The sequence below is a fragment of the Mameliella sp. AT18 genome (assembly GCF_028807275.1).
GTDB classification, from domain to species: Bacteria; Pseudomonadota; Alphaproteobacteria; order Rhodobacterales; family Rhodobacteraceae; genus Antarctobacter; species Antarctobacter albus.
This window is the reverse complement of sequence record NZ_JARAMO010000319.1, coordinates 1-19,671: the sequence shown is the minus strand read 5'-3', so window position 1 is coordinate 19,671 and position 19,671 is coordinate 1. Positions and strand designations below refer to the sequence as shown.

Below are 19,671 nucleotides of genomic sequence, written 5' to 3'. Positions count from 1 at the left end.
CGGGGTCCGGGGCAGAGCCCCGGTCCGACCGTGCCGGATGCGCAACGCCCGGTCATTCCGCGGCCACCCCTTCCATCCGGTCCTCCAGCGCATCCGCCGCCTCGCGCAGCGCCGCCAGGGTTTCGGCGCTGGTCTGCCAATAGGCGCGGTCGTGCGCCTCCAGCAGCCGGTTCGCCATCCGGGACGAGGCCGCCGGGTTCAGCGCCGCCAGCCGGTTGCGCATCTCCCCGTCCAGCACGAAGGTCTCGGAAATCCGCTGATAGACCCAGGGTTCGACCGCCCCGGTGGTGGCCGACCAGCCCAGCGTGTTGGTGACGTGGCTCTCGATCTGGCGGACGCCTTCGGCGCCATGTTTCAGCAGCGCCTCGTGGAACTTGGGGTTCAGCGAGCGGGCGCGGGTTTCCAGCGCCACCTGGTCGGCCAGGCTGCGGACCTTGCCCGCGCCCCGCGTCGTGTCCGAGATGTAGACGGCGGCGCCCTGACCGCCGCGCGCGCGTTTCACCGCGCGGGAAATCCCGCCCAGCGTGTCGAAATAATGGTCCACCGTGGTCACGCCCAGCTCGACGGATTCGAGGTTCTGATAGGCCAGGTCGACGCGGGCCAGCGCCCGTTGCAACAGCGCCGGGCGGGCCTGTGCCTTGCCATCGGTGCCATAGCCGAAACTCTTGCGCGCCTCGTAGGCGTCGGCCAGTTCGTCCTCGTCGCCAAAGGCCGAGGAATCCACCATCTGGTTGACGTTCGACCCGTAGGCGCCCTCGGCGTTGGAAAAGACCCGCAGCGCCGCCTGGGCCATGTCGCAGCCGGTTTCCTCGATGCAGGCCAGCGCATGGGCGCGGATGAAATTGCGGTCGGCGGGCTCGTCGGCCTCTGCCGCCTTCAGCGCCGCCTCGGCCAGCATCCGGGTCTGCAGGGGCAGCAGGTCGCGGAAGATGCCCGACAGGGTCATGATGACGTCGATGCGGGGGCGGCCCAGGTCCTCCAGCGGGATCAGTTCGGCGCCGCAGAGCCGCCCGAAGCCGTCGAACCGGGGCCGCGCACCCATCAGTGCCAGGGCCTGCCCGATGGGCGCCCCGTCGGACTTGATGTTGTCGGACCCCCAGAGGACCACGGCGATGCTGCGCGGCAGGGTCTTGTGCGTGTCCAGCAGCAGGTCTGCCTGCGCCGCGCCGTCGCGGCAGGCCAGCGCGCTGGGCATCCGGAAGGGATCGAAGGCATGGATGTTGCGCCCGGTGGGCAGGATCTCGGGAGAGCGGATCAGGTCGCCGCCCGGCACCGGCGGGATAAAGCGCCCCTCCAGCGCCCGCATCAGCGCGGGCAGTTCCGTTTCACGCCCCAGTTGCGCCGCGATCCCCTCGCAGTCGGCCTCGGGCGGCAGCAGGTCCAGGTAGCTGTCGCACGCCTCGGGCGACATGGCACGGCCGACCACATGCAACCCCTCGGGGATCAGCGCCTCTTCGGTTTCCAGCAGGCGCAGCCACAGCGCCTCGGGGTCGGTGTCCACCATGTCCAGCGCCTCTGCCTGGTCGGCGATCAGCGCGGCGATCTCGTGGCGGGCGGGATCGCCGGGGGCGGCGCCGCGCCAGCGGGTCAGGCTGTCCTTCAGCTCGGCCAGCCCCTTGTAGAGCCCCGCCGTCGCCAGCGGCGGCGTCAGGTGAGAGACCGTCACCGCGCCGCAGCGCCGCTTGGCCAGCGTCGCCTCTGAAGGGTTGTTGGCGGCATAGAGATAGACGTTCGGCATGTCGCCGATCAGGCGGTCGGGCCAGCAGGCGGGGCCGGGGCCAGCCTGTTTGCCGGGCATGAATTCCAGCGCGCCATGCATCCCGAAATGCAGCAGAACGTCGGCGCGGAACTGGTCCCGCAGCCAGAGGTAGAACTGTGCAAAGGCATGGGTCGGGGCAAAGCCGCGCTCGAAGAGCAGGCGCATCGGGTCGCCCTCGTAACCGAAGGCGGGTTGCAGCCCGACAAAGACCTTGCCGAAGGTGGCGCCCAGAATGAACACCCCGCGCCCGTCGCTCTGGACCTTGCCGGGGGCTGGGCCCCACTGCGCCTCGATCTCGTCCAGCCAGGGGGTGTCGGTCACGATCCGTTCGGCGCCGACATGATCGGTCACGTTGGCCTCTTGCCCGTACTGGCGGGCATTGCCCCCCAGAACCGTCTCGCGCAGCGCCTCGACGCTGTCGGGCGGGGTCAGGTCATGGCCGCGGTCCGCCATCGCGTGCAGCGTGTTGAATAGCGACTGGAACACGTCCAGGTAAGCGGCTGTCCCGGCGGCGCCCGCATTGGGCGGAAAGCCGAACAGGACGATGCCGACCCGCCGTTCGGCCACCCGTGAACGGCGCAGCGCCGCCAACCGGTCGACCCGGGCGGCCAGCGCCTCGATCCGGTCATGACAGGGGGCCAGCGCCTTGACGGCCGAGGCCGCCTGGCAGGCCCGCGCACAACCGTCGCAGCCCGACGGCCCGTGGCGCCCGGCAAAGATCGTCGGGTTGGTCGCGCCGTCCAGCTCGGGCAGGGCGATCAGCATGGTGGTCTCGATCGGACCCAGCCCCTGCGCCGAGGCGGCCCACTCGCCCAGCGTCTGGAACTCCAGCGGATGTGCGGCGACATAGGGCACGTCCAGCGCCTGCAACAGCGCGGTGGCGGCGGCGTTGTCGTTGTAGGCCGGCCCGCCCACCAGCGAGAACCCCGTCAGCGACAGCAGCGCGTCGATCCTGGCGCCGTGCTGGTCCTGGAAATAGCCTTCGATGGCGGGTCGCCCGTCCAGGCCCCCGGCAAAGGCGGGCAGGACGCGCAGGCCCCGCGCTTCCAGCGCGCGGATCACCGCGTCGTAATGTGCCGTGTCGCCCGACAGGACATAGCTGCGCATCATCAGCAGGCCGACGGTTGCGCGCGGTGCTGCGGGGCCGGGCAGGGCGGCGGGATCCGTGGCGATGCGGTCGGGCAGATCGGGGTGGTACAGGCCCACCTCGGGGTAGTCCTGCGGTGCCGGGGCTTCGGCTCCGCGCCAGTCCGCGTGGCGGCAATAGCGCGAGATCAGGAAGCGGATCAGCGCCTCGACATTGTCGTCGGACGCGCCCAGCCAGTATTGCATAGACAGGAACCAGGCCCGCAGGTCCTGCGCGCGGCCCGGGATCAGCCGCAGGATGCGGGGCAGGCGGCGCAGCATCCGCATCTTGCGGGCGCCGTCCTGCACGCCGGACTTGCCGCTGCCGCGCAGCTTTTTCATCAGCTTGCGCACGCCGCTGTCCGGGGCGGCCATGTCCAGCCCGCCCATGCGGGTCAGCTTGACGATGCGCGCGTCCGAGATCAGCCCCGCCATCGCGTCACAGCTTTCGCGCCGCGCCTGCAGGTCGGGCAGGATCGCGCGGATGTGCTCGTCGAGGAACAGGAGGCTGGTGACGATGATGTCGCCCGAGGCGATGTCGCGGCGCGCGGCCTCCAGCGCCTCGGGGTGTTCGCCCCATTCGGCGGCGGCATGGATCGCGACGCGCAGGCCGGGAAACTCGCCCCGCAGCCGGTCCGCGGCGCGGGCGCAGGGGCCGGCGGCATGGGCGTCCAGCGTCAGGATCACGACGCTGTAGCCGTCCGCGGCACCGGGGCCGCCTATGAACCCGTCATCGCGCATAATGGGCCTTTGCGTCATAAAGCGTGTCCAGCCCGATCCGGGTCAGCCCGCGTTCGCTGGCATAGGTCTCGGTGTTGCGGCGCGCCTTGCCGCGCACGAAAAAGGGAACCTTGCGCAGCTCGCGTTCCGCCTCGTCCAGCCAGATGACCTCGCCGCCGGTGTCAGGCGCCTCGGCGGGAGCAGGGGCGGGATCGGCAACGCGCGGCGTGGCGGCGCCGCCGTGGTGGCTGGCCCCGGCATCGTCGTGAAACTCGAAATCCTCGCGGAACATGGTCAGCAGGTGTTCCTCCAGCCCCATGACCAGCGGATGCACCCAGGTGTCGAAGATCACGTTGGCGCCCTCGATCCCCATCTGGGGCGAGTATCGGGCGGGAAAGTCCTGGACGTGGACCGGCGCGCTGATGACCGCGCAGGGAATGCCCAGGCGCTTGCCGATGTGGCGTTCCATCTGGGTGCCCAGGATCATCTCGGGGGCCAGCTCGGCGATGCGGGCCTCGACCTCGAGGTAATCCTCGGTGATCAGCGCCGCGACGCCATAGTCGCGTGCCAGGGCGCGGATCGTCCGAGACTGTTCGCGGTTGTAACAGCCCAGTCCCGCCACCTCGAACCCCAATTCGTCGCGGGCGATGCGGGCGGCGCTGGCCACATGGGTGCCGTCACCGAAGATGAAGACGCGCTTGCCCGTCAGGTAGGTGCTGTCGACGCTGGCGGAATACCAGGGCAGGCGCAGGCGGCTTTCGTCCAGCGCCAGCGACCGGCCCGTCAGGGCCGCGACCTCGCCCAGGAAATCGCGGGTGGCGCCGACGCCGATGGGCACGGTGCGGGTATAGGGCTGGCCCAGCTCTCGCTCCATCCAGCGGCAGGCGGCCTCTCCGGTCTCGGGGTACATCAACACGTTGAAATGCGCGGCCCCCAGCCGGGTCAGGTCCTGCGGGGTGGCGCCGTAGGGCGCGCAGACGTTCACGCCGATTCCCATGTCGCCCAAAAGGGCGGTCAGTTCGGTGATGTCGTCGCGGTGGCGGAACCCCAGCGCCGTCGGGCCGATCAGGTTGCAGGTGACATGGGCCGACCTGTCCATCGGGCGGGCGAGGGCGCGGACAAGCTGGAACAGCGTCTCATCGGCGCCGAAATTCTCCTTGCGCTGGTAGCTGGGCAGGTCCAGCGGGATCACCGGCACCGGCAGGCCCATCGTCTCGGCCATGCCGCCGGGATCGTCCTGGATCAATTCCGCGGTGCAGGAGGCGCCGACGATCATCGCCTGCGGCCGGAACCTGTCATAGGCGGCCAGGCAGGCGGTCTTGAACAGTTGCGCCGTGTCGGCGCCCAGGTCGCGCGCCTGGAAGGTGGTGTAGGTCACCGGCGGACGGTGATTGCGCCGCTCGATCATGGTGAACAGCAGGTCGGCATAGGTGTCGCCCTGCGGCGCATGCAGGACATAGTGCAGCCCCTTCATCGCCGTCGCGACCCGCAGGGCGCCCACATGCGGCGGGCCTTCGTATGTCCAGACCGACAGCTTCATTCCGCCGCCTCCAGCCGCAGGGCCGCGCGGCGGCGCAGGGGGCGCGAGAAGAGCCCGGCCAGGTCGCCCGCCTGTTCGTAGAAATGCACCGGGGTAAAAACCAGCTCGATGGCCCATTTGGTGGCCAGCCCCTCGGCTTCCAGCGGGTTGGCAAGGCCAAGCCCGCAAACCGTCAGGTCCGGGCGGGCGTCCCGGCAGCGGTCCAGCTGGCGTTCGACGTCCTGTCCCTCGGCCAGTTGCGGGCCGCGATCCAGCAGATCCAGTTCCGGCCCGACGACGGCGCGGTGGATGTAGGGGGCGCCGACCTCGATGGCCCGCATCCCGCATTCGCGGGTGAGGAAACGTGCCAGCGGGATTTCCAGCTGGCTGTCGGGGAAGAAGAACACCGACCGGTCGCCCAGGCCCTCGGCGGCCTGGGCCACGGCGCGGGCGGCGCGGGCACGGGGCGCAGCGGTCACGGCATCGAAATGCGCCTGATCAACGCCGAATTCCCGCGCCACGGCGGTCAGCCACGCGGTGGTGCCCTCCTCGCCAAACGGGAATGGCGCGGGAATGTGCCGCGCCCCGCGCCGTTCAAGGGCGGCAAGCGTGCCCCCCAGGAACGGCTGTGTGAGGGCAAAGACGGTGTTCGGCCCGATGGCCAGGCCGCTGTCGGCATGGCGCGCGGGCAGGACGGCGACGTCCTCGATCCCCAGCTTGCTCAGAAGGTCCAGCGCCTGGTCCTCGACCACGTCGGGCAGGGCGCCCACGAGGATCAGCTGCCGCCGGTCGGTCTCTGGCAGGGCCGGAACCATCGCGGCCAGGCAAGCATCTTCGCCTTCGGTGAATGTCGTCTCGATCCCCGAGCCCGAGTAATTCAGCACCCGCACCTTTGGGGCATGTCGCGCCGACAGCCTCTCGGCGGCGCGCGCCAGGTCCAGCTTGATGACCTCGGACGGGCAACTGCCGACCAAGAACAGCTGGCGGATGTCAGGACGCCGTGACAGCAGGCGGTCGACCTCGCGTTCCAGTTCCTCTTGCGCGTCGGCCAGCCCGGCGAGGTCCGTCTCTTCGAGAATCGCGGTGCCGAAACGCGGCTCGGCAAAGATCATCACCCCGGCGGCACTTTGCAGCAGGTGGGCGCAGGTCCGGCTGCCGACCACCAGGAAAAACGCGTCCTGGATCTTGCGATGCAGCCAGATGATGCCGGTCAGTCCGCAAAACACCTCGTGCTGGCCGCGTTCGGCCAGGACGGGGACGTCACGGCATCCTGTTGAGGGGGCGGGTGCACTCATGCGGGCACCGCCGCCTGCAGCCGTGCGGCCCGCAGTTTCAGCAGGAATTGCGCGGCGTTGACGACATAGGCGGCGTAGGCCGCCAGCGCCAGCAGCATCAGCCCGCCCGGTGTCAGGCTGCCCGCCAGCAGCGCCCAGACATAGGCACTGTGCAGGGCGATCACGACCATGCTGAAGACGTCTTCCCAGAAGAAGGCAGGCGCAAAGAGGTACTGGCCAAAGACGACCTTTTCCCAGATCGCCCCGGTGACCATGATCAGGTACAGGAACCCGGTCTTGACCAGGATCGAGACGGTCGCCGCCTCATAGCCCGCGCCCGTCGCCATGTAGCGCAGCACCAGTGCCAGCGAGATCAGAAAGGCCAGGAACTGCAGCGGCGCCAGGATGCCCTGAACAAGGGTCCAGGCGCTCTCGTCGCGGCGTTGCTTCTGCGCCTGCGTGTAGAGCGTCTCGCGGCCGGCGTCCTCTTGGATCTGTCGCAGCATCTTCGCCCTCCCCAGCGGAGAAATCACCCCCGATGCTAGGTGCCGGACTCGCAAAGTGTCAATTAAAACTTACACCGATGTTGGCAGAATTTTTGGACACTAGTGGGCGGCCGCCAGAAGCTGCAGAGCAGGTCTTGTCCTGTATAAAAACGCACTATCTCAGATAATGTTCGGTGTTTTCATCTGCTTGATGACCGTGAGGGAAACTCGATGTCAATAAAAATTGACAGCTGCCTGTGCCGCCCGCACACTCATAAGATGCGCTGGCGACTCGTTTATAGCGAAAGCCGCCGGCGCCACCATCCAGGAGGGGGGATGGTCGCATGGAGCACAGCATGAGTGGGCGCGACCAGTCCGACGACCGGGACACGGCGATACGGTTCCTCGTCGAGGCAGCGCTCAAATCCGTTGCAGACAAACGCAGAATTCGGTCTCCGCAAACCAAGGATGACTGGATCGACCGCCTCTGCGAAGAGATCATGTCCGCGTCCGAGACCAGCCACCAGGCGGTCCTCTCGTCCCTGATCGCAACTGGCGTGACCTCGGACGAGGTGCTGGGCGATTACGTGCCCGCCGTGGCGCGGCGGATCGGCGAGCTCTGGGTGCAGGACAAGGCCACGTTTGTCCAGGTCACGATCGGCGCGGCGCGGCTGCAGGCCCTGTTCCAGAACCGCACCGACCTGCCCAGGGGCACCTGGCTGGACCGTACCGTGCCGCTGGGACAGTCGATCCTGATGATTCTCCCGGCGGTCGAGGACCACACCCTGGGCGCCTTCGTTGCCGCCGACCAGTTCCGCCGGCACGGTCTCTGGGTGCGCATGGCGATCCGTCTTTCGAACGCCGAACTGCTGCGCGTCGTCGAAGAAGGCCGGTTCTCGATGCTCGGGATCTCGATGGCGACCTACAAATCTGTTGAAAACGTTCAGGAAATCATAAAGAATCTGAAGTCCAGCCTTGATCGGTGCCCTCCGATTGTCGTTGGCGGCAAATATGTTGCTAATTCCGACGGTGTCGAGGTTCTGACCGGGGCTGACCTTGCGGTCCGGTCGGCGCGTGAGGCAATAGAGGGATGCGGACTTGCCTCTGTGGCCAAGTCGCTGACCGTCGACTCGCTTGCGTAGCTACTGCGTTAGGAGCTGACGCATGTAAGACAAGTGAGGATGCACATTGACACGGCAGGATGCGTCATCGGAGTTCGAGCACGTCGGCATCTTGCCGGACGCGTCTTCGGTCGGCCAGATCATCGAGCACACCTCCGACATCGCCGTGCACGTCGACGCCCGGGACACGGTCATCGGCATCTTCGTCAGTCCCGAATGCCCGGCCTTCGGGTGCCTGGATCACTGGGTGGGGCGCAAGTTCGACACTTTTCTGAACGTCGAAAGCAAGGTCAAATACGCCGCCCGCCGCGAGAGCCTGGCCGAAAGCCCGCAGCATTTCGGCGGTCCGCTTGAACTCAATCACTACGACAATGCCGACTGGGAATTCCCGGTGCGCTACGTGCCCCTGCCGGTCAACGGGGGAGAGACGCTGCTGCTGATCGGGCGCGACATGCAGCCGGTGGCCGAGGTCCAGCAGCGGCTGGTCAACGAGCAACTGGCCCGCGAGCGGGACAAACTGCGCATCCGCAGCGCCGAGACGTTTTTCCGCGTGGTGCTGGAGGCGGCCGAGACCCCGCTGATCCTGGTCGACCCGGACACCGGGCGCATCCGTGACGCCAACCGCGCCGCCGCCGCCCTGCTGGGGGCCAAGCCCGACACGCTGCCCGGCAGCGCGCTGAACCAGGCCTTCGAGGGCCGCCGCCGGTCCGAGCTGATGGAGGCGCTGCAGGCGGCGGGGGGGCAGGACGACCGCCCCGGCATCGACCTGGTGGCGCGCCGCAACGACAAGCCCGTGGTCCTGTTCCCCGAGTTCTTCCGCGCCGCCGGAGAGCTGGGCCTGCTCTGCCGGCTTGCCGCGACCCGCGAGGAAGCCAGCGGCGGAACCGAGGTGGGGCAGGCGCTGTCGACCCTCTTTGACGCCACCAGCGATGCCATCGTTCTGCTGGACGCCAACGGCATGATCCGCGAGGCCAACGAGGCTTTCCTTGTCATGGCCGACGCGGCGCAACTGCGTGACGTCAAGGACCGGCCCTTTTCCGATTTCCTGGTGCGCGGCGGGGTGAACAGCCGCCTGCTGATGGACAGCACCCAGCGCGAGGGACGCATCCGCAGCTTTATGGCGCAGTTCCGCAGCGTCGTGGGCACCCGCACCACCGTCGACATCTCGACGGCGCAACTGCGCAAGGGCGGGCGTGACCAGGGCATCGGGTTGATACTGCGCGATGTCTCGGGCGGCGATCTGGCGGTCGACGGGGCCGCCGGGGCGGCGGTCAGCGAAGAGGCGCTCAAGAACGTCATGGACCTTGTCGGCACCGCCTCGCTCAAGGAGCTGGTTTCGGCCACGTCGGACGTGATCGAACGCATGTGCATCGACACCGCGCTGCAACTGACCAAGAACAACCGCGTCGCCGCCGCGGAGATGCTGGGCCTGTCGCGGCAAAGCCTTTACGTCAAGCTGCGCAAGTACGACATGCTGAACGGCGAACCCTCGGACGCCGGTTCGGGCGACCAAGCGGGCCGGTCGGGCTAGGCCGGCAGGGGTTCGGTCAAAGAAAACCCTTTCTCCGACTCGATGTGTGTAGTTTACTTGACGGTATGGATGTATCGTCAGGTTTACATGTCGCGCGCCGCACCCCGCACCCGCGGGCGGTGCTGACCCTGGTCAAGCCGATCACCTGGTTTCCACCGATCTGGGCCTATCTCTGCGGCGCGGTCTCCTGCGGTGTCGCCGTCAGCGCGGCGCCGGGGCAGGTGATCCTGGGCATAGTGCTGGCCGGCCCGGTGGTCTGCGGAATGAGCCAGGCCGCGAACGACTGGTGCGACCGTCATGTCGACGCCATCAACGAACCCGACAGGCCGATCCCCTCGGGGCGCATCCCGGGTCGCTGGGGGCTGTGGATTGCGCTGGCGATGACACTGCTGGCGCTCTGGATCGGGTCATTCCTGGGGCCCTGGGGCTTTGGCGCGACGGTCTTTGGCGTGCTGGCCGCCTGGGCCTATTCCGCGGAACCCGTGCGGCTGAAACGCTCCGGCGTCTGGGGGCCGGGGCTGGTGGCGCTCTGTTACGAGGGGCTGCCCTGGTTCACCGGCGCCGCCGTCCTGTCCGCCGGGGCGCCCTCGGCGCAGGTGATCGCCATTGCGGCGCTCTATGCAACGGGCGCGCACGGGATCATGACGCTCAACGATTTCAAGGCGCTGAAGGGGGACCGCCAGATGGGGGTGAACTCCTTGCCCGTCACTCTGGGGCCAGAGCGCGCCGCGCGCGTGGCCTGTGGTGTCATGGCGCTGCCGCAAGTGGCGGTGATTGCGCTGCTGACGCTCTGGGGCGCGCCGGTGCTGGCACTGGTCATCGCGGCGTTGCTGGCGGGCCAGGTCTGGGCGATGACCGTCCTCCTGCGTGATCCCGAGGGCCGCGCGCCCTGGTACAATGGCACCGGCGTGCTGATGTATGTCAGCGGCATGATGGTCGCCGCCTTCGCCTTGCGGAGCCTGGGGGCAGGGGCATGACGCTGGGCTGGCTGTCGATTGTCCGGCTGGGACTGGTGCAGATGTGCCTGGGCGCCATCGTCGTTCTGACGACCTCGGTTCTGAACCGGTTGATGGTGGTGGAACTGGCCTTGCCCGCGGTCCTGCCGGGGCTTCTGGTGGCGCTGCACTACGGCATCCAGATCACCCGCCCGAACTGGGGGTTCCTGTCCGACATCGGCGGGCGCCGCACGCGGTTCATCATCGGCGGCATGGCGGTCCTGGGTCTGGGCGCCGTCGGGGCGGCGCTGGGCGTTGCCCTGTTCGACACCGCCTTTGCCGCCGCGCTGATCCTGTCGATCCTGTCATACGCGCTGATCGGGTTGGGGGTGGGGGCCTCGGGCACCTCGCTGCTGGCACTGCTGGCGACGGCGACGGAACCGCGCCGCCGTGCTGCCGCCGCCACCATCACCTGGCTGATGATGATCGCGGGCATCGCGCTGACGGCGGGCGGCATCGGGGCGCTGCTGGATCCCTACAGCCCGGCGCTGCTGCTGCGCATCGTGGCGGGCGTCACGCTGGGCGCGCTGGTGCTGACGGTGCTCGCCACCTGGCGGATCGAGCGCCACTTGGCCCCTCCCGCGCCTCAGGCCGCGCCGCCCTCGCTGATCGAGGGCCTGCGCGAGGTCTGGGCCGAAGCGGACGCCCGCGCCTTCACGGTTTTCGTCTTTCTGTCGATGATCGCCTATTTCATGCAGGAACTGATCCTCGAACCCTACGCGGGCCTCGTCTTCGGTTTCACGCCCGGACAGTCCACCACCTTGAGCGGCGCGCAGAACGGCGGCGTCTTCCTGGGGATGCTGGCGGTCGGCGTGGCGGCGACGGGGCTGCGCATCGGCAGCCTTTGTGCCTGGGTCGTGGCGGGCTGTCTGGGGTCCGCGGCCAGCCTGGCGGCGATCACCCTGACCGGCGCCACCGGCAGCGCGGCGGCGCTGATGCCGGCCGTGGTCGCGCTGGGCCTGTTCAACGGCATGTTCGCGGTGGCGGCCATCGGGTCGATGATGGCGCTGGCGGGACAGGGGCGCGGCGCGCGCGAGGGCACGCGCATGGGCCTCTGGGGCGCGGCACAGGCCATTGCGGCGGGCTTTGGCGGGCTGACAGGGGCGGCGGCAGTCGACCTGCTGCGCCTGACGCTGGTGCCCGACGCCTCTGCCTTCGGGCTCGTATTCCTGGCCGAGGCCGGGCTTTTCATCCTTGCCGCGCTGATGGCGCTGCGGGTCATCCCGGACCGCCGCCACCTGGCGGTCCGGATCACGCCGGGGGAATAGATCATGTTCGATGTCATCGTGGTGGGCGGCGGCCCCGCCGGGGCCACCGCCGCCGAAGACCTGGCCCGCTCGGGCCACCGGGTTGCGCTGCTGGACAGGGCCGGGCGGATCAAGCCCTGCGGCGGTGCCATCCCGCCCCGGCTGATCGCGGATTTCAACATCCCCGACGATCAGCTCGTGGCCAGGATCACCACCGCGCGGATGATCTCTCCCACCGGGCGGCGGGTGGATATCCCGATCGAGAACGGCTTTGTCGGCATGGTCGACCGCGAGCATTTCGACGCCTTCCTGCGCGCCCGTGCCCGCCGGTCCGGGGCGCGGCTGTTCTCGGGGACCTTTCGCCGGATCACCCGCGACGCGGCGGGCCCGCAGGTCGTCTACCGCGACAAGGCCAGCGGCGAAGAGCGCCGCCTGGGCGCCCGGCTGGTGATCGGGGCCGATGGCGCGCGCTCGCCGGTGGCCCGGGCCGAGGTGCCGGGCGGCGACCGCATCCCCTATGTCATGGCCTACCACGAGATCATCGACGCCCCCGCGGCCTCCGGGCAATACGATCCGCGCCGCTGCGACGTGGTCTATGACGGGCGGATCTCTCCGGATTTCTACGGCTGGGTCTTTCCGCACGGGGCTTCTGCCAGCGTCGGTATGGGGTCGATGGTGCAGGGGGTGGACCTGAAACAGGCCACCGCCGACTTGCGGGCCGCCTCGGGGTTGAGCGCCTGCCGCACCCTGCGCCGCGAAGGCGCGCCGATCCCCTTGCAGCCGCTGGCGCGCTGGGACAACGGGCGCGACGTGGTGCTGGCAGGCGATGCCGCCGGCGTGGTTGCCCCCAGCTCGGGCGAGGGGATCTATTACGCCATGGTTGGCGGCCGCGTGGCCGCCACCGCCGCTGCCGCCTGCCTGGCGAGCGGCCGGGTGCGTGACCTGCGGCTGGCGCGGCGCCTCTTCATGCGCGAGCACAAGACCGTGTTCCGGGTGCTGGGGTCGATGCAGCGGGCCTACTACCGCTCGGACGAGCGGCGAGAGCGTTTCGTCTCGCTCTGTCATGACGTCGACGTCCAAAGCCTGACCTTCGAGGCCTACATGAACAAGAAGCTGGTCGGCGCCCGCCCACTGGCACATCTGAAGATCGGGCTGAAGAACCTCGCCCACCTGACCCGGCTGGTTCCCTCGGGCTATACCTAGGCGGGCAGGGGCCGCGCCTTTGCCCGCCGTCGGCAAAGTGGCCGGGCGGGGAGGGGCAACTCTGTCATGAAAGGCTGAAAACGGCGGCCGCCGGACGGATCGTTCCGAACCGGGGTGTCAGTCCCGGTCCTCTCGGGGCGTCGCCCCCTTGTTCCGCGCAGATCAAAAGGCCCCCGAGCGGGGTCGTGATCCGGTTTTCAGTGCTAGCGGGGCAGAGGATGCGGCGGGCAGGTTGACGAAAGATGAGCACGGCGTGCGTTGCGCTCAACGGGCCCAGTCGAAGGCCCGCGCCAGCAGCCGCTCCGCGTTTTGCGTGACCACAGGCCCATGCGCCATGACCATCTGGCGCACCGGCCAGGCGCGCAACCGCTTTAGCGAGTGGCGCAGGGCGCGGCGATTGGTAAAGGCGATGCGGAATTTGCGCGGCACCGTGGGCGCGGATGCGGTCATCAGGTCGATGCGTGCCACCGTCGCCCGCCAGCCGCGGTTCATCCCCTCGGGCAGTTGCTGCAACAGGTCGGTAAAGATCGCGGTGCCGCTGGGACGGTGAAAGAATACCACCTCCGTGGTGATCCGGTTGCCTGCAAAGACAAGCTGGTCCAGCGTGTCGGCCCAGTCCGGCGGGGGCACCTCGTCCAGCGGGTGATCGACCGCCACGCCGGGGGATTTCGCCTGCACGCCCGGCGCCGCATGAACCTGTGCCGCCGGGTAGGCCGAGGCCCAGCGCGCCAGAAAGCTGTGATGCAGGTCATTGGGCGCCACCAGGTGCCTCACCGGCCCCAGGCTGGCCAGGTCGCGGGCCAGGGCGGGATCGGGCGCGATGGGCGAATGCACCCACAGACCGCCGTCGGGCAGGCGGGCGACGCACATGCGGGTTGGGAAATCGAAACCTGCGGCGCCCCGGATCGGCGGGCCGTCGACTGTCCAGAGGTCGTGCCCCAGCGGGATCAGCCTTGTCATCACTTGCCTTTAGCGGATGAAATCAGAGAGTGTTTCATCGTATGGCTGTATGATTGACTTTGCAACGGCGTCTTGCGCTGGATGGTAGGGACCTGCCGTTGGGCCGGCGGGTCCCTGCAGGGGTGGCGTCAGATCGCCGCCAGTTCGCCTTCGAGGTCCTTCATCTCGGCCCCGCCGGCCATCAGGCGGCGGATCTCGTCATGGCTGAGCTCTCCGGCCTTGCCCGCGCCGATCACCTGCCCCAGCGCAAGGAAGGTATAGCGGTCGGCCACCAGCTGAGAGTGGATCTCGTTGTGGGTGATGAAGATGATGGCGATGTCGCCGCGCTTGCGCACGCGCTTGATCGTCTTCAGGACCTCCATCTGCTGCTTTTGCCCCAGGGCGCTGGTCGGTTCGTCCAGGATCAGCACCTTGGCGCCAAAGTAGATGGCGCGCGCGATGGCCAGCGTCTGGCGCTGACCGCCGGACATGGTGCCCACCGCCTGGGTCGGATCGCTGAAGTCGATGCCGATTTTCAGCATCTCGTCATGGGCGATCTTGTCCATTTCCGCCATGCGCAGGGTGCCCAGCGGGCCTTTCAGCTCGCGTCCCATGAAGAAGTTGCGCGTGACGCTCATCAGCTGGTTCACGGCCAGGTCCTGGTAGACCGTGCCGATCCCGGCATCCGAGGCATCGCGGGGCGAGCGGAAGTTGACGGGTTTGCCCTCGATGTACAGCTGGCCAGAGGTGGGTTGGTGCACGCCCGCCAGCGTCTTGATGAGGGTGGACTTGCCGGCCCCGTTGTCCCCCAGCAGGGCGTGGACCTCGCCCGGGTAGACCTCGAGGTTGACGCCGTTCAGGGCCATGAAGGGGCCGAATTTCTTCACGACGTTTTCGACGCGGAGATAGGGTTCGGTCATGGGTCAGATCCCCCCCGTGATGCGTTTGCGGATACGTTCGTTGGCAAAGACCGCCGCCAGCAGGACAAGGCCCACGAAGACCCGGTAGAACGACCCGTCGAGCCAGGGAATGTAGAAGACCGCGTTGGCCACCAGTCCGAAGGTCACGGCGCCGAAGGCCACCCCGATCACCGAGCCGAAACCGCCGGTCATCAGCGTGCCGCCCACGACGGCGATGGCGATGGCGTTGAGTTCCATCAGGTTGCCCTTGGCCGCATCGGCGGTGTTGGTGTCATAGACCTGGCAGGCGGCGAACATGGTGGCGCAGAAGGCGGTGAACATGAACAGGCTGATCTTGACCTTGTTCACCGGCACGCCGTTGGCCCGCGCGCTGTCCTTGTTGTCGCCGGTGGCGTAGATCCAGTTGCCCATCTGGGTGCGCGACAGCACGAACCAGGCGCAGAAGGCGATCACGATCCACCACAGGAAGCGGGCGTCGAACCCGTCGACCCATTGCTCTCCGCGGCGGTTGATGTTGCCACCCAGCTGGAACCACAGATCGTAGACCCAGCCGAAGACCTCGCCGCCCAGGATCCAGGCGACCCAGCTTTCCTCCTTGAAATCGGGCAGGCCCGAGATCTGGGTGGACTGGTTGATGAGGCGGAAGCAGACCTCTGTCAGGCCGCGCAGGAAGAACAGGAAGGCCAGTGTCACGATGAAGCTGGACAGGCCGGATCGCACGACGATGGTGCCGATCATCCAGCCGATGAACAGCGTCATGCACATGGTCAGGATGAAGGCGGTCAGCGGCGTCGCCTCTCCCATGCCGAAGGGCAGCCCCCATTTCAGCATCATGGCCATCGACATGCCGGCAAAGCCGATCATCGAGCCGATGGAGAGGTCGAATTCCCCGGCGATCATCAGCATGGCGGCGCCGGTGGCGATGATGCCGAACTGCGAGATGATGGCGATGTTGTTCTTCAGCCCCAACGCGTTGAACGCCTTGAAGTCCGAGGCAAAGGTGATCGCGGTCACGACGACGAGCATGACGATGAAGGCCCCGGCCTCGGGACGGCGCACAAGGCGCATCAAGGTGGATTCCTGCGTCAGTCGGTCCGCTTCGCTGCGGTCAGACATGAGACCCCCCATTCTTTTAGGATGTATCGAAAAAGGGGACAGGTGTTGCCGCCTGTCCCCGCGATGTTTCCGAATGTGCCCGCGATCAGCGGTTCACGCCCGCCTGTGATTTCACGTCGGCGGCGTTCGAGGCATCCACGAAGCCCGGGCCGGAGGTCACGTTGGCACCCGGCAGCATCCCTGCGTTGGTATTGTAGAGGTGCAGGACGATAACCGGCATGTAGCCTTGCAGGCGCTGCTGCTGGTCGATGGTGAAGGAGACGTGGCCCGCCTCGATCAGGTCCATCACGCCGGGGGAGAGGTCAAAGCAGGACAGGTGCACGTCGGCACCCACTTCCTCGACCGCTTCCCAGGCGGCTTCGCAGACGTGGGGGCCAACCGCCAGCAGGCCGTCGATGCTCTCATCCGCCTGCAGCGCGGCGGCGGTGCGGGTCTTGATCTGGGTGACGTCGTTCGACACGTCGATCTGGTTCAACTCCTGCCCGAAGGCATCGAAATAGCCGGTGCAGCGGTCCACCAGCGCGGTGTTGTAGGCCTCCTGGTTGAGGCAGAGACCGTTGGTCACGCCTTCTTCCTTGGCGCGCTCACCGGCGGCCTTGCCGGCGTCGTATTCCGGCTGGCCGACGTGCATCAGCGCGCCCACGTCCTTGGAGTTCTCAAGCCCCGAGTTGATGGTGATGACCGGGATGCCCGCATCGACGGCATCGCGGATCGCGCCGCCAAGCGCATCGGCATCGGGCAGCGAGACGATGATGCCGTCCGGGTCGGTCGCGGCGGCGGCCTCGATCAGCTTGGCCATCGCCGACATGTCGCCGGAGGGGTCGAAGTTGTATTCCAGCGTCGCGCCGACGGCGGCGGCGGCGTCCTTTGCGCCTTTCTCGACCACCGGCCAGAACGGGTCGGTGCCCTGGGTGTGGGTGATCATGACATAGCGTTCGGCCGACGCGGCGGATGCCATTGCGGCAAGGGCCGCGGTGGCAAGCAGGATCTTTTTCATGGTGTCTCCTCCATTGGACAATTGCCCGTTTTTCCGGGCATTTGGTGCGGATCGGCTCTCTTCCGGAGCTGTTTTCCGGTAGAAAGCCTAGCAACGCCCCGGGGAGTTGTCAGCAATGGATTGATGCCTCCTCCCGTCCCCCCGCGGCGGGTGGCGTTATCGCTAACGACCCAAGGTCGCTGCGTCGAGGATTTCGGGCCGGTCGGCGGCAAAATTCCCTCATGGATGAGGGGCTGTGACCCCGCATCCTGAGAGGATTCCATCATTTCAGGCAGAAGTGGCGGAAACCCTTGCCTCGCGCCCGATGAGCGGCGGCGCGGCGTTCAGCGTCTCGATGGCGAAACCGGCGGCGGCCTTGTAGTCGGCCAGGAAGGCCTCGCGCTCGGCCGGGGGGATCACGGCGTCGATGTCGTCGAAATGCCCGCCGCAGCGTTCGTCGACAAGGTTGAGCAGGCCAAAGGGACCGGCGCCGCGATTGCGCAGGATCAGCTTGGACACCGGTTCGCAGAGACGGGCGTCATAGGCCTTCAGCGCGGCAGGTCCGGTGCCGTGCTCCAGCAGGCTGGCGCCCAGGGTGCGGGCGTCGATCACCGCCTGGCTGGCCCCGTTCGATCCGGTGGGATACATGGCATGCGCCGCGTCCCCCATCAGCGCCACCCGGCCCTGCACCCATGTCGGCACCGGGTCACGGTCGATCATCGGGTTTTCAAAGGCGCGCGAGGCGCCCCGGATCATCGCCGGCACGTCCAGCCAGTCATAGCGGAACTGCTCGAAGTGATGCACGAAACTGTCGATCGGCACCTCGCGGAACCAGCCGGTCTCGGTCCAGTCCTCGTCCTCGCCCAGGGTGCGTTCGGCGATCCAGTTGATCTCGGCCAGCCCGTTCTCGTCGGGGGCCGAGATCGGGTAGATCACCATGCGGTGCCGGTGTGTGCCGAGACCCACAAAGCTGGAGCCGGTGCGGATCGGTTTCGCCCGCGTGGTGCCCCGCCACATAAGCGCGCCGCCCCAGTGGATCGGCGGCTGGTCGGGATGCATCTGTGCGCGGATCGCGGAATGGATGCCCTCGGCCCCGATCAGCAGGTCGGCGGTGTCGGTGCGCGGGCCCCCGGCGCATTCCAGGTGCAGCGTCGCGCTGTCCTCGGTCTGGGTATAGCCCGCCGCGCGGCAGCCCGTCTGCACCGCGTCGGGGCCAAGCCGGTCCAGCACGAGGTCGTAAAGCGCCATGTGGAACCTGCCACGGTGGACGGCGTATTGCGGCCAGTTGTACCCCGCCTCGAGCCCGCGGGGTTCGGCATGGATGTCGGCGCCGCTGAGCCCGACCAGCGCCCATTCGCGGGCGGGGACGCCGCAGCGGTCCAGCAGCTCTTCGCCGATGCCCAGGTCGAACAGTTCGCGCACCGCGTTGGGCTGCAGGTTGATGCCCACGCCCAGCGGTTTGAGCTCGCGCACCGCCTCGTAGACGGTGCAGGACAGGCCGATCTGGTGCAGCGTCAGCGCGGTGACAAGACCACCGATGCCGCCGCCTGCGATGATGACACGGGTCATTGCGCTCTCCGTTGCTGGGCGCTGATCTGGTATGCCAAAAATCCAGCCGAAGCAATTGGTTGCTACGTCGGGGCGAGTTGCGTGCCGCCCCGTGCATCCTGCGCGTGTGAGGACGGCTCAGCCGGCGGTCTGGATCTGTTCCATCAGCGCCAGCGACCGCAGCAGGTGGTCGCGCATCCGGGCGCGCGCCGCCTCGGCATCCTGCGCGGCGATGGCCGCGACGATGGCGGCATGTTCGGTGATCGAGCGTTCGCGGTTGCGGTCGCCCGTCTCGCCGGGCGCGGCGGGCAGGGTGAGCCGCATCCGCGGGATCAGCAGCGGGCCAAGGTAGTCCAGAAGGTCGGACATGTAGGCATTGCCGCTGGCCGCCGCGATCTGGCTGTGAAACCGGAAATCGGCCTGCGCGGTCTCGGCGGGGGCGGCATGGGCAAAGGCCTCTGCCGCCGCCTCTATCGCGGCCAGTTGCGCGGGGTTGCGCCGCTCGGCGGCCAGCGAGGCGGCGACCGCCTCCAGCCCCAGCCGCAGTTCCAGCACCGCCTTGACGTCCGAGAGGGTTTCCGTGGGCGGCAGCGCGAAGGCTTCGGCGCGGGGCGGCAGATCGGCCACCACGGGCGCGCCATCCGCGCCTGGGCGCAGCAGGCCCCGCTCCGTCAGGTCGTCCAGTGCCTTGTCGATGACCGAGCCGACGGTCACGAATTCGGCCATCAGCGCCTCGCGGCTGCCGGGGCTGTCGCCCGGTGCCAGTGTCCCGGCGCGGATTTTTTCGGCCAGCGTATCGGCGACCTGGTCCGCGATCTTTTGCATCCAGAGCGCGCGGCGGGAGGTGGCGTGGCTCATCCGTTGCCCTCCGCCCGGCGTTCATGCCGGATCGAGGCCAGCAGCGACAGGCCGATCAGGCAGGCGCCCAGAAGGCCGGTGATGACCTCCGGCACATGGGTCAGCGACTGGGCGAACATGATGATCGACAGGACCAACACGGAATAGAAGGCCCCGTGTTCGAGGTAGCGGAACTGCGCCAGTGTCTTGCGTTCGACCAGCATGAGGGTCATCGACCGGACGTAGAAGGCGCCGATGCCCAGCCCGATGGCGATCAGGAACAGGTTCTGCGTCAGGGCAAAGGCGCCGATCACCCCGTCGAAACTGAACGAGGCATCCAGCACCTCGAGGTAGAG

The 19,671-nt window shown here is 68.0% G+C and carries 16 protein-coding genes; 5 read left to right on the top strand and 11 right to left on the bottom strand.

Annotation, left to right across the window (positions count from 1 at the left end; all coding sequences use genetic code 11):
- Positions 1 to 52: 52 nt before the first annotated feature.
- Genes PVW46_RS27435 through bchF form a run of 4 tightly spaced genes read right to left on the bottom strand, consistent with a single transcriptional unit; the run spans position 53 to position 6,903 of the window.
- Positions 53 to 3,625, bottom strand: a complete 3,573-nt coding sequence (locus PVW46_RS27435) for a magnesium chelatase subunit H (protein ID WP_069210029.1) — start codon at positions 3,623 to 3,625, stop codon at positions 53 to 55.
- Positions 3,615 to 5,144, bottom strand: coding sequence for a ferredoxin:protochlorophyllide reductase (ATP-dependent) subunit B (bchB, locus tag PVW46_RS27430; RefSeq protein WP_069210028.1), 1,530 nt, complete (start codon positions 5,142 to 5,144; stop codon positions 3,615 to 3,617). Before bchB ends, PVW46_RS27435 begins: the two co-directional genes overlap by 11 nt.
- A complete protein-coding gene (locus PVW46_RS27425) occupies positions 5,141 to 6,418 on the bottom strand; it encodes a ferredoxin:protochlorophyllide reductase (ATP-dependent) subunit N (protein ID WP_069210027.1) in 1,278 nt (425 codons plus the stop codon). Before PVW46_RS27425 ends, bchB begins: the two co-directional genes overlap by 4 nt.
- Positions 6,415 to 6,903, bottom strand: coding sequence for a 2-vinyl bacteriochlorophyllide hydratase (gene bchF / locus PVW46_RS27420; RefSeq protein WP_069210026.1), 489 nt, complete (start codon positions 6,901 to 6,903; stop codon positions 6,415 to 6,417). Before bchF ends, PVW46_RS27425 begins: the two co-directional genes overlap by 4 nt.
- 335 nt (positions 6,904 to 7,238) lie before the next feature.
- On the opposite strand from bchF, the gene PVW46_RS27415 reads away from it, so the two are divergent.
- The 5 genes from PVW46_RS27415 (at position 7,239) to PVW46_RS27395 (ending at position 12,979) form a co-directional block, all read left to right on the top strand.
- Complete coding sequence (locus PVW46_RS27415) at positions 7,239 to 8,024, top strand: cobalamin B12-binding domain-containing protein (protein ID WP_274578270.1); 786 nt, start codon at positions 7,239 to 7,241, stop codon at positions 8,022 to 8,024.
- 46 nt (positions 8,025 to 8,070) lie between these two features.
- A complete protein-coding gene (gene ppsR / locus PVW46_RS27410; protein ID WP_274578269.1) occupies positions 8,071 to 9,534 on the top strand; it encodes a transcriptional regulator PpsR in 1,464 nt (487 codons plus the stop codon).
- Between the two features lie 65 nt (positions 9,535 to 9,599).
- A complete protein-coding gene (gene chlG / locus PVW46_RS27405) occupies positions 9,600 to 10,511 on the top strand; it encodes a chlorophyll synthase ChlG (RefSeq protein ID WP_069210025.1) in 912 nt (303 codons plus the stop codon).
- Positions 10,508 to 11,797: a BCD family MFS transporter gene (locus PVW46_RS27400; RefSeq protein ID WP_069210024.1), complete on the top strand. Its 1,290-nt coding sequence runs from the start codon at positions 10,508 to 10,510 to the stop codon at positions 11,795 to 11,797. Before chlG ends, PVW46_RS27400 begins: the two co-directional genes overlap by 4 nt.
- A 3-nt stretch (positions 11,798 to 11,800) precedes the next feature.
- Positions 11,801 to 12,979 (top strand): geranylgeranyl diphosphate reductase, encoded by a 1,179-nt coding sequence (locus tag PVW46_RS27395; RefSeq protein ID WP_274578268.1) that lies wholly within the window; start codon positions 11,801 to 11,803, stop codon positions 12,977 to 12,979.
- A gap of 264 nt (positions 12,980 to 13,243) precedes the next feature.
- On the opposite strand, the gene PVW46_RS27390 is transcribed toward PVW46_RS27395, so the two are convergent.
- From PVW46_RS27390 to PVW46_RS27360, 7 genes are all read right to left on the bottom strand, one after another.
- The gene (locus tag PVW46_RS27390) at positions 13,244 to 13,939 is read right to left on the bottom strand and encodes a DUF4336 domain-containing protein (RefSeq protein WP_069210022.1); all 696 of its coding nucleotides are present in this window, start codon (positions 13,937 to 13,939) and stop codon (positions 13,244 to 13,246) included.
- 128 nt (positions 13,940 to 14,067) lie between these two features.
- Complete coding sequence (locus PVW46_RS27385; protein WP_043143954.1) at positions 14,068 to 14,838, bottom strand: ATP-binding cassette domain-containing protein; 771 nt, start codon at positions 14,836 to 14,838, stop codon at positions 14,068 to 14,070.
- Positions 14,839 to 14,841: 3 nt separating this feature from the next.
- Positions 14,842 to 15,954: an ABC transporter permease gene (locus PVW46_RS27380; protein WP_069210021.1), complete on the bottom strand. Its 1,113-nt coding sequence runs from the start codon at positions 15,952 to 15,954 to the stop codon at positions 14,842 to 14,844.
- Positions 15,955 to 16,039: 85 nt separating this feature from the next.
- Positions 16,040 to 16,951, bottom strand: a complete 912-nt coding sequence (locus tag PVW46_RS27375) for a sugar ABC transporter substrate-binding protein (protein ID WP_043143957.1) — start codon at positions 16,949 to 16,951, stop codon at positions 16,040 to 16,042.
- Positions 16,952 to 17,218: 267 nt separating this feature from the next.
- Positions 17,219 to 18,499 (bottom strand): flavin-dependent oxidoreductase, encoded by a 1,281-nt coding sequence (locus tag PVW46_RS27370; protein ID WP_043143959.1) that lies wholly within the window; start codon positions 18,497 to 18,499, stop codon positions 17,219 to 17,221.
- A 117-nt stretch (positions 18,500 to 18,616) separates the two neighbouring features.
- A complete protein-coding gene (locus tag PVW46_RS27365; RefSeq protein ID WP_069210020.1) occupies positions 18,617 to 19,336 on the bottom strand; it encodes a FadR/GntR family transcriptional regulator in 720 nt (239 codons plus the stop codon).
- Positions 19,333 to 19,671: DUF475 domain-containing protein (locus tag PVW46_RS27360; RefSeq protein WP_274578267.1), on the bottom strand; the 339-nt coding region annotated here is incomplete at its 5' end. The genes PVW46_RS27360 and PVW46_RS27365, both read right to left, overlap by 4 nt.

Bases quoted from the DNA above. Each gene is read 5' to 3' on its own strand.
- PVW46_RS27435 (WP_069210029.1), bottom strand. From the start codon at position 3,625: ATGCGCGATGACGGGTTCATAGGCGGCCCCGGTGCCGCGGACGGCTAC.
- bchB (WP_069210028.1), bottom strand. From the start codon at position 5,144: ATGAAGCTGTCGGTCTGGACATACGAAGGCCCGCCGCATGTGGGCGCC.
- PVW46_RS27425 (WP_069210027.1), bottom strand. From the start codon at position 6,418: ATGAGTGCACCCGCCCCCTCAACAGGATGCCGTGACGTCCCCGTCCTG.
- bchF (WP_069210026.1), bottom strand. From the start codon at position 6,903: ATGCTGCGACAGATCCAAGAGGACGCCGGCCGCGAGACGCTCTACACG.
- PVW46_RS27415 (WP_274578270.1), top strand. From the start codon at position 7,239: ATGAGTGGGCGCGACCAGTCCGACGACCGGGACACGGCGATACGGTTC.
- chlG (WP_069210025.1), top strand. From the start codon at position 9,600: ATGGATGTATCGTCAGGTTTACATGTCGCGCGCCGCACCCCGCACCCG.
- PVW46_RS27400 (WP_069210024.1), top strand. From the start codon at position 10,508: ATGACGCTGGGCTGGCTGTCGATTGTCCGGCTGGGACTGGTGCAGATG.
- PVW46_RS27395 (WP_274578268.1), top strand. From the start codon at position 11,801: ATGTTCGATGTCATCGTGGTGGGCGGCGGCCCCGCCGGGGCCACCGCC.
- PVW46_RS27390 (WP_069210022.1), bottom strand. From the start codon at position 13,939: ATGACAAGGCTGATCCCGCTGGGGCACGACCTCTGGACAGTCGACGGC.
- PVW46_RS27385 (WP_043143954.1), bottom strand. From the start codon at position 14,838: ATGACCGAACCCTATCTCCGCGTCGAAAACGTCGTGAAGAAATTCGGC.
- PVW46_RS27380 (WP_069210021.1), bottom strand. From the start codon at position 15,954: ATGTCTGACCGCAGCGAAGCGGACCGACTGACGCAGGAATCCACCTTG.
- PVW46_RS27375 (WP_043143957.1), bottom strand. From the start codon at position 16,951: ATGAAAAAGATCCTGCTTGCCACCGCGGCCCTTGCCGCAATGGCATCC.
- PVW46_RS27370 (WP_043143959.1), bottom strand. From the start codon at position 18,499: ATGACCCGTGTCATCATCGCAGGCGGCGGCATCGGTGGTCTTGTCACC.
- PVW46_RS27365 (WP_069210020.1), bottom strand. From the start codon at position 19,336: ATGAGCCACGCCACCTCCCGCCGCGCGCTCTGGATGCAAAAGATCGCG.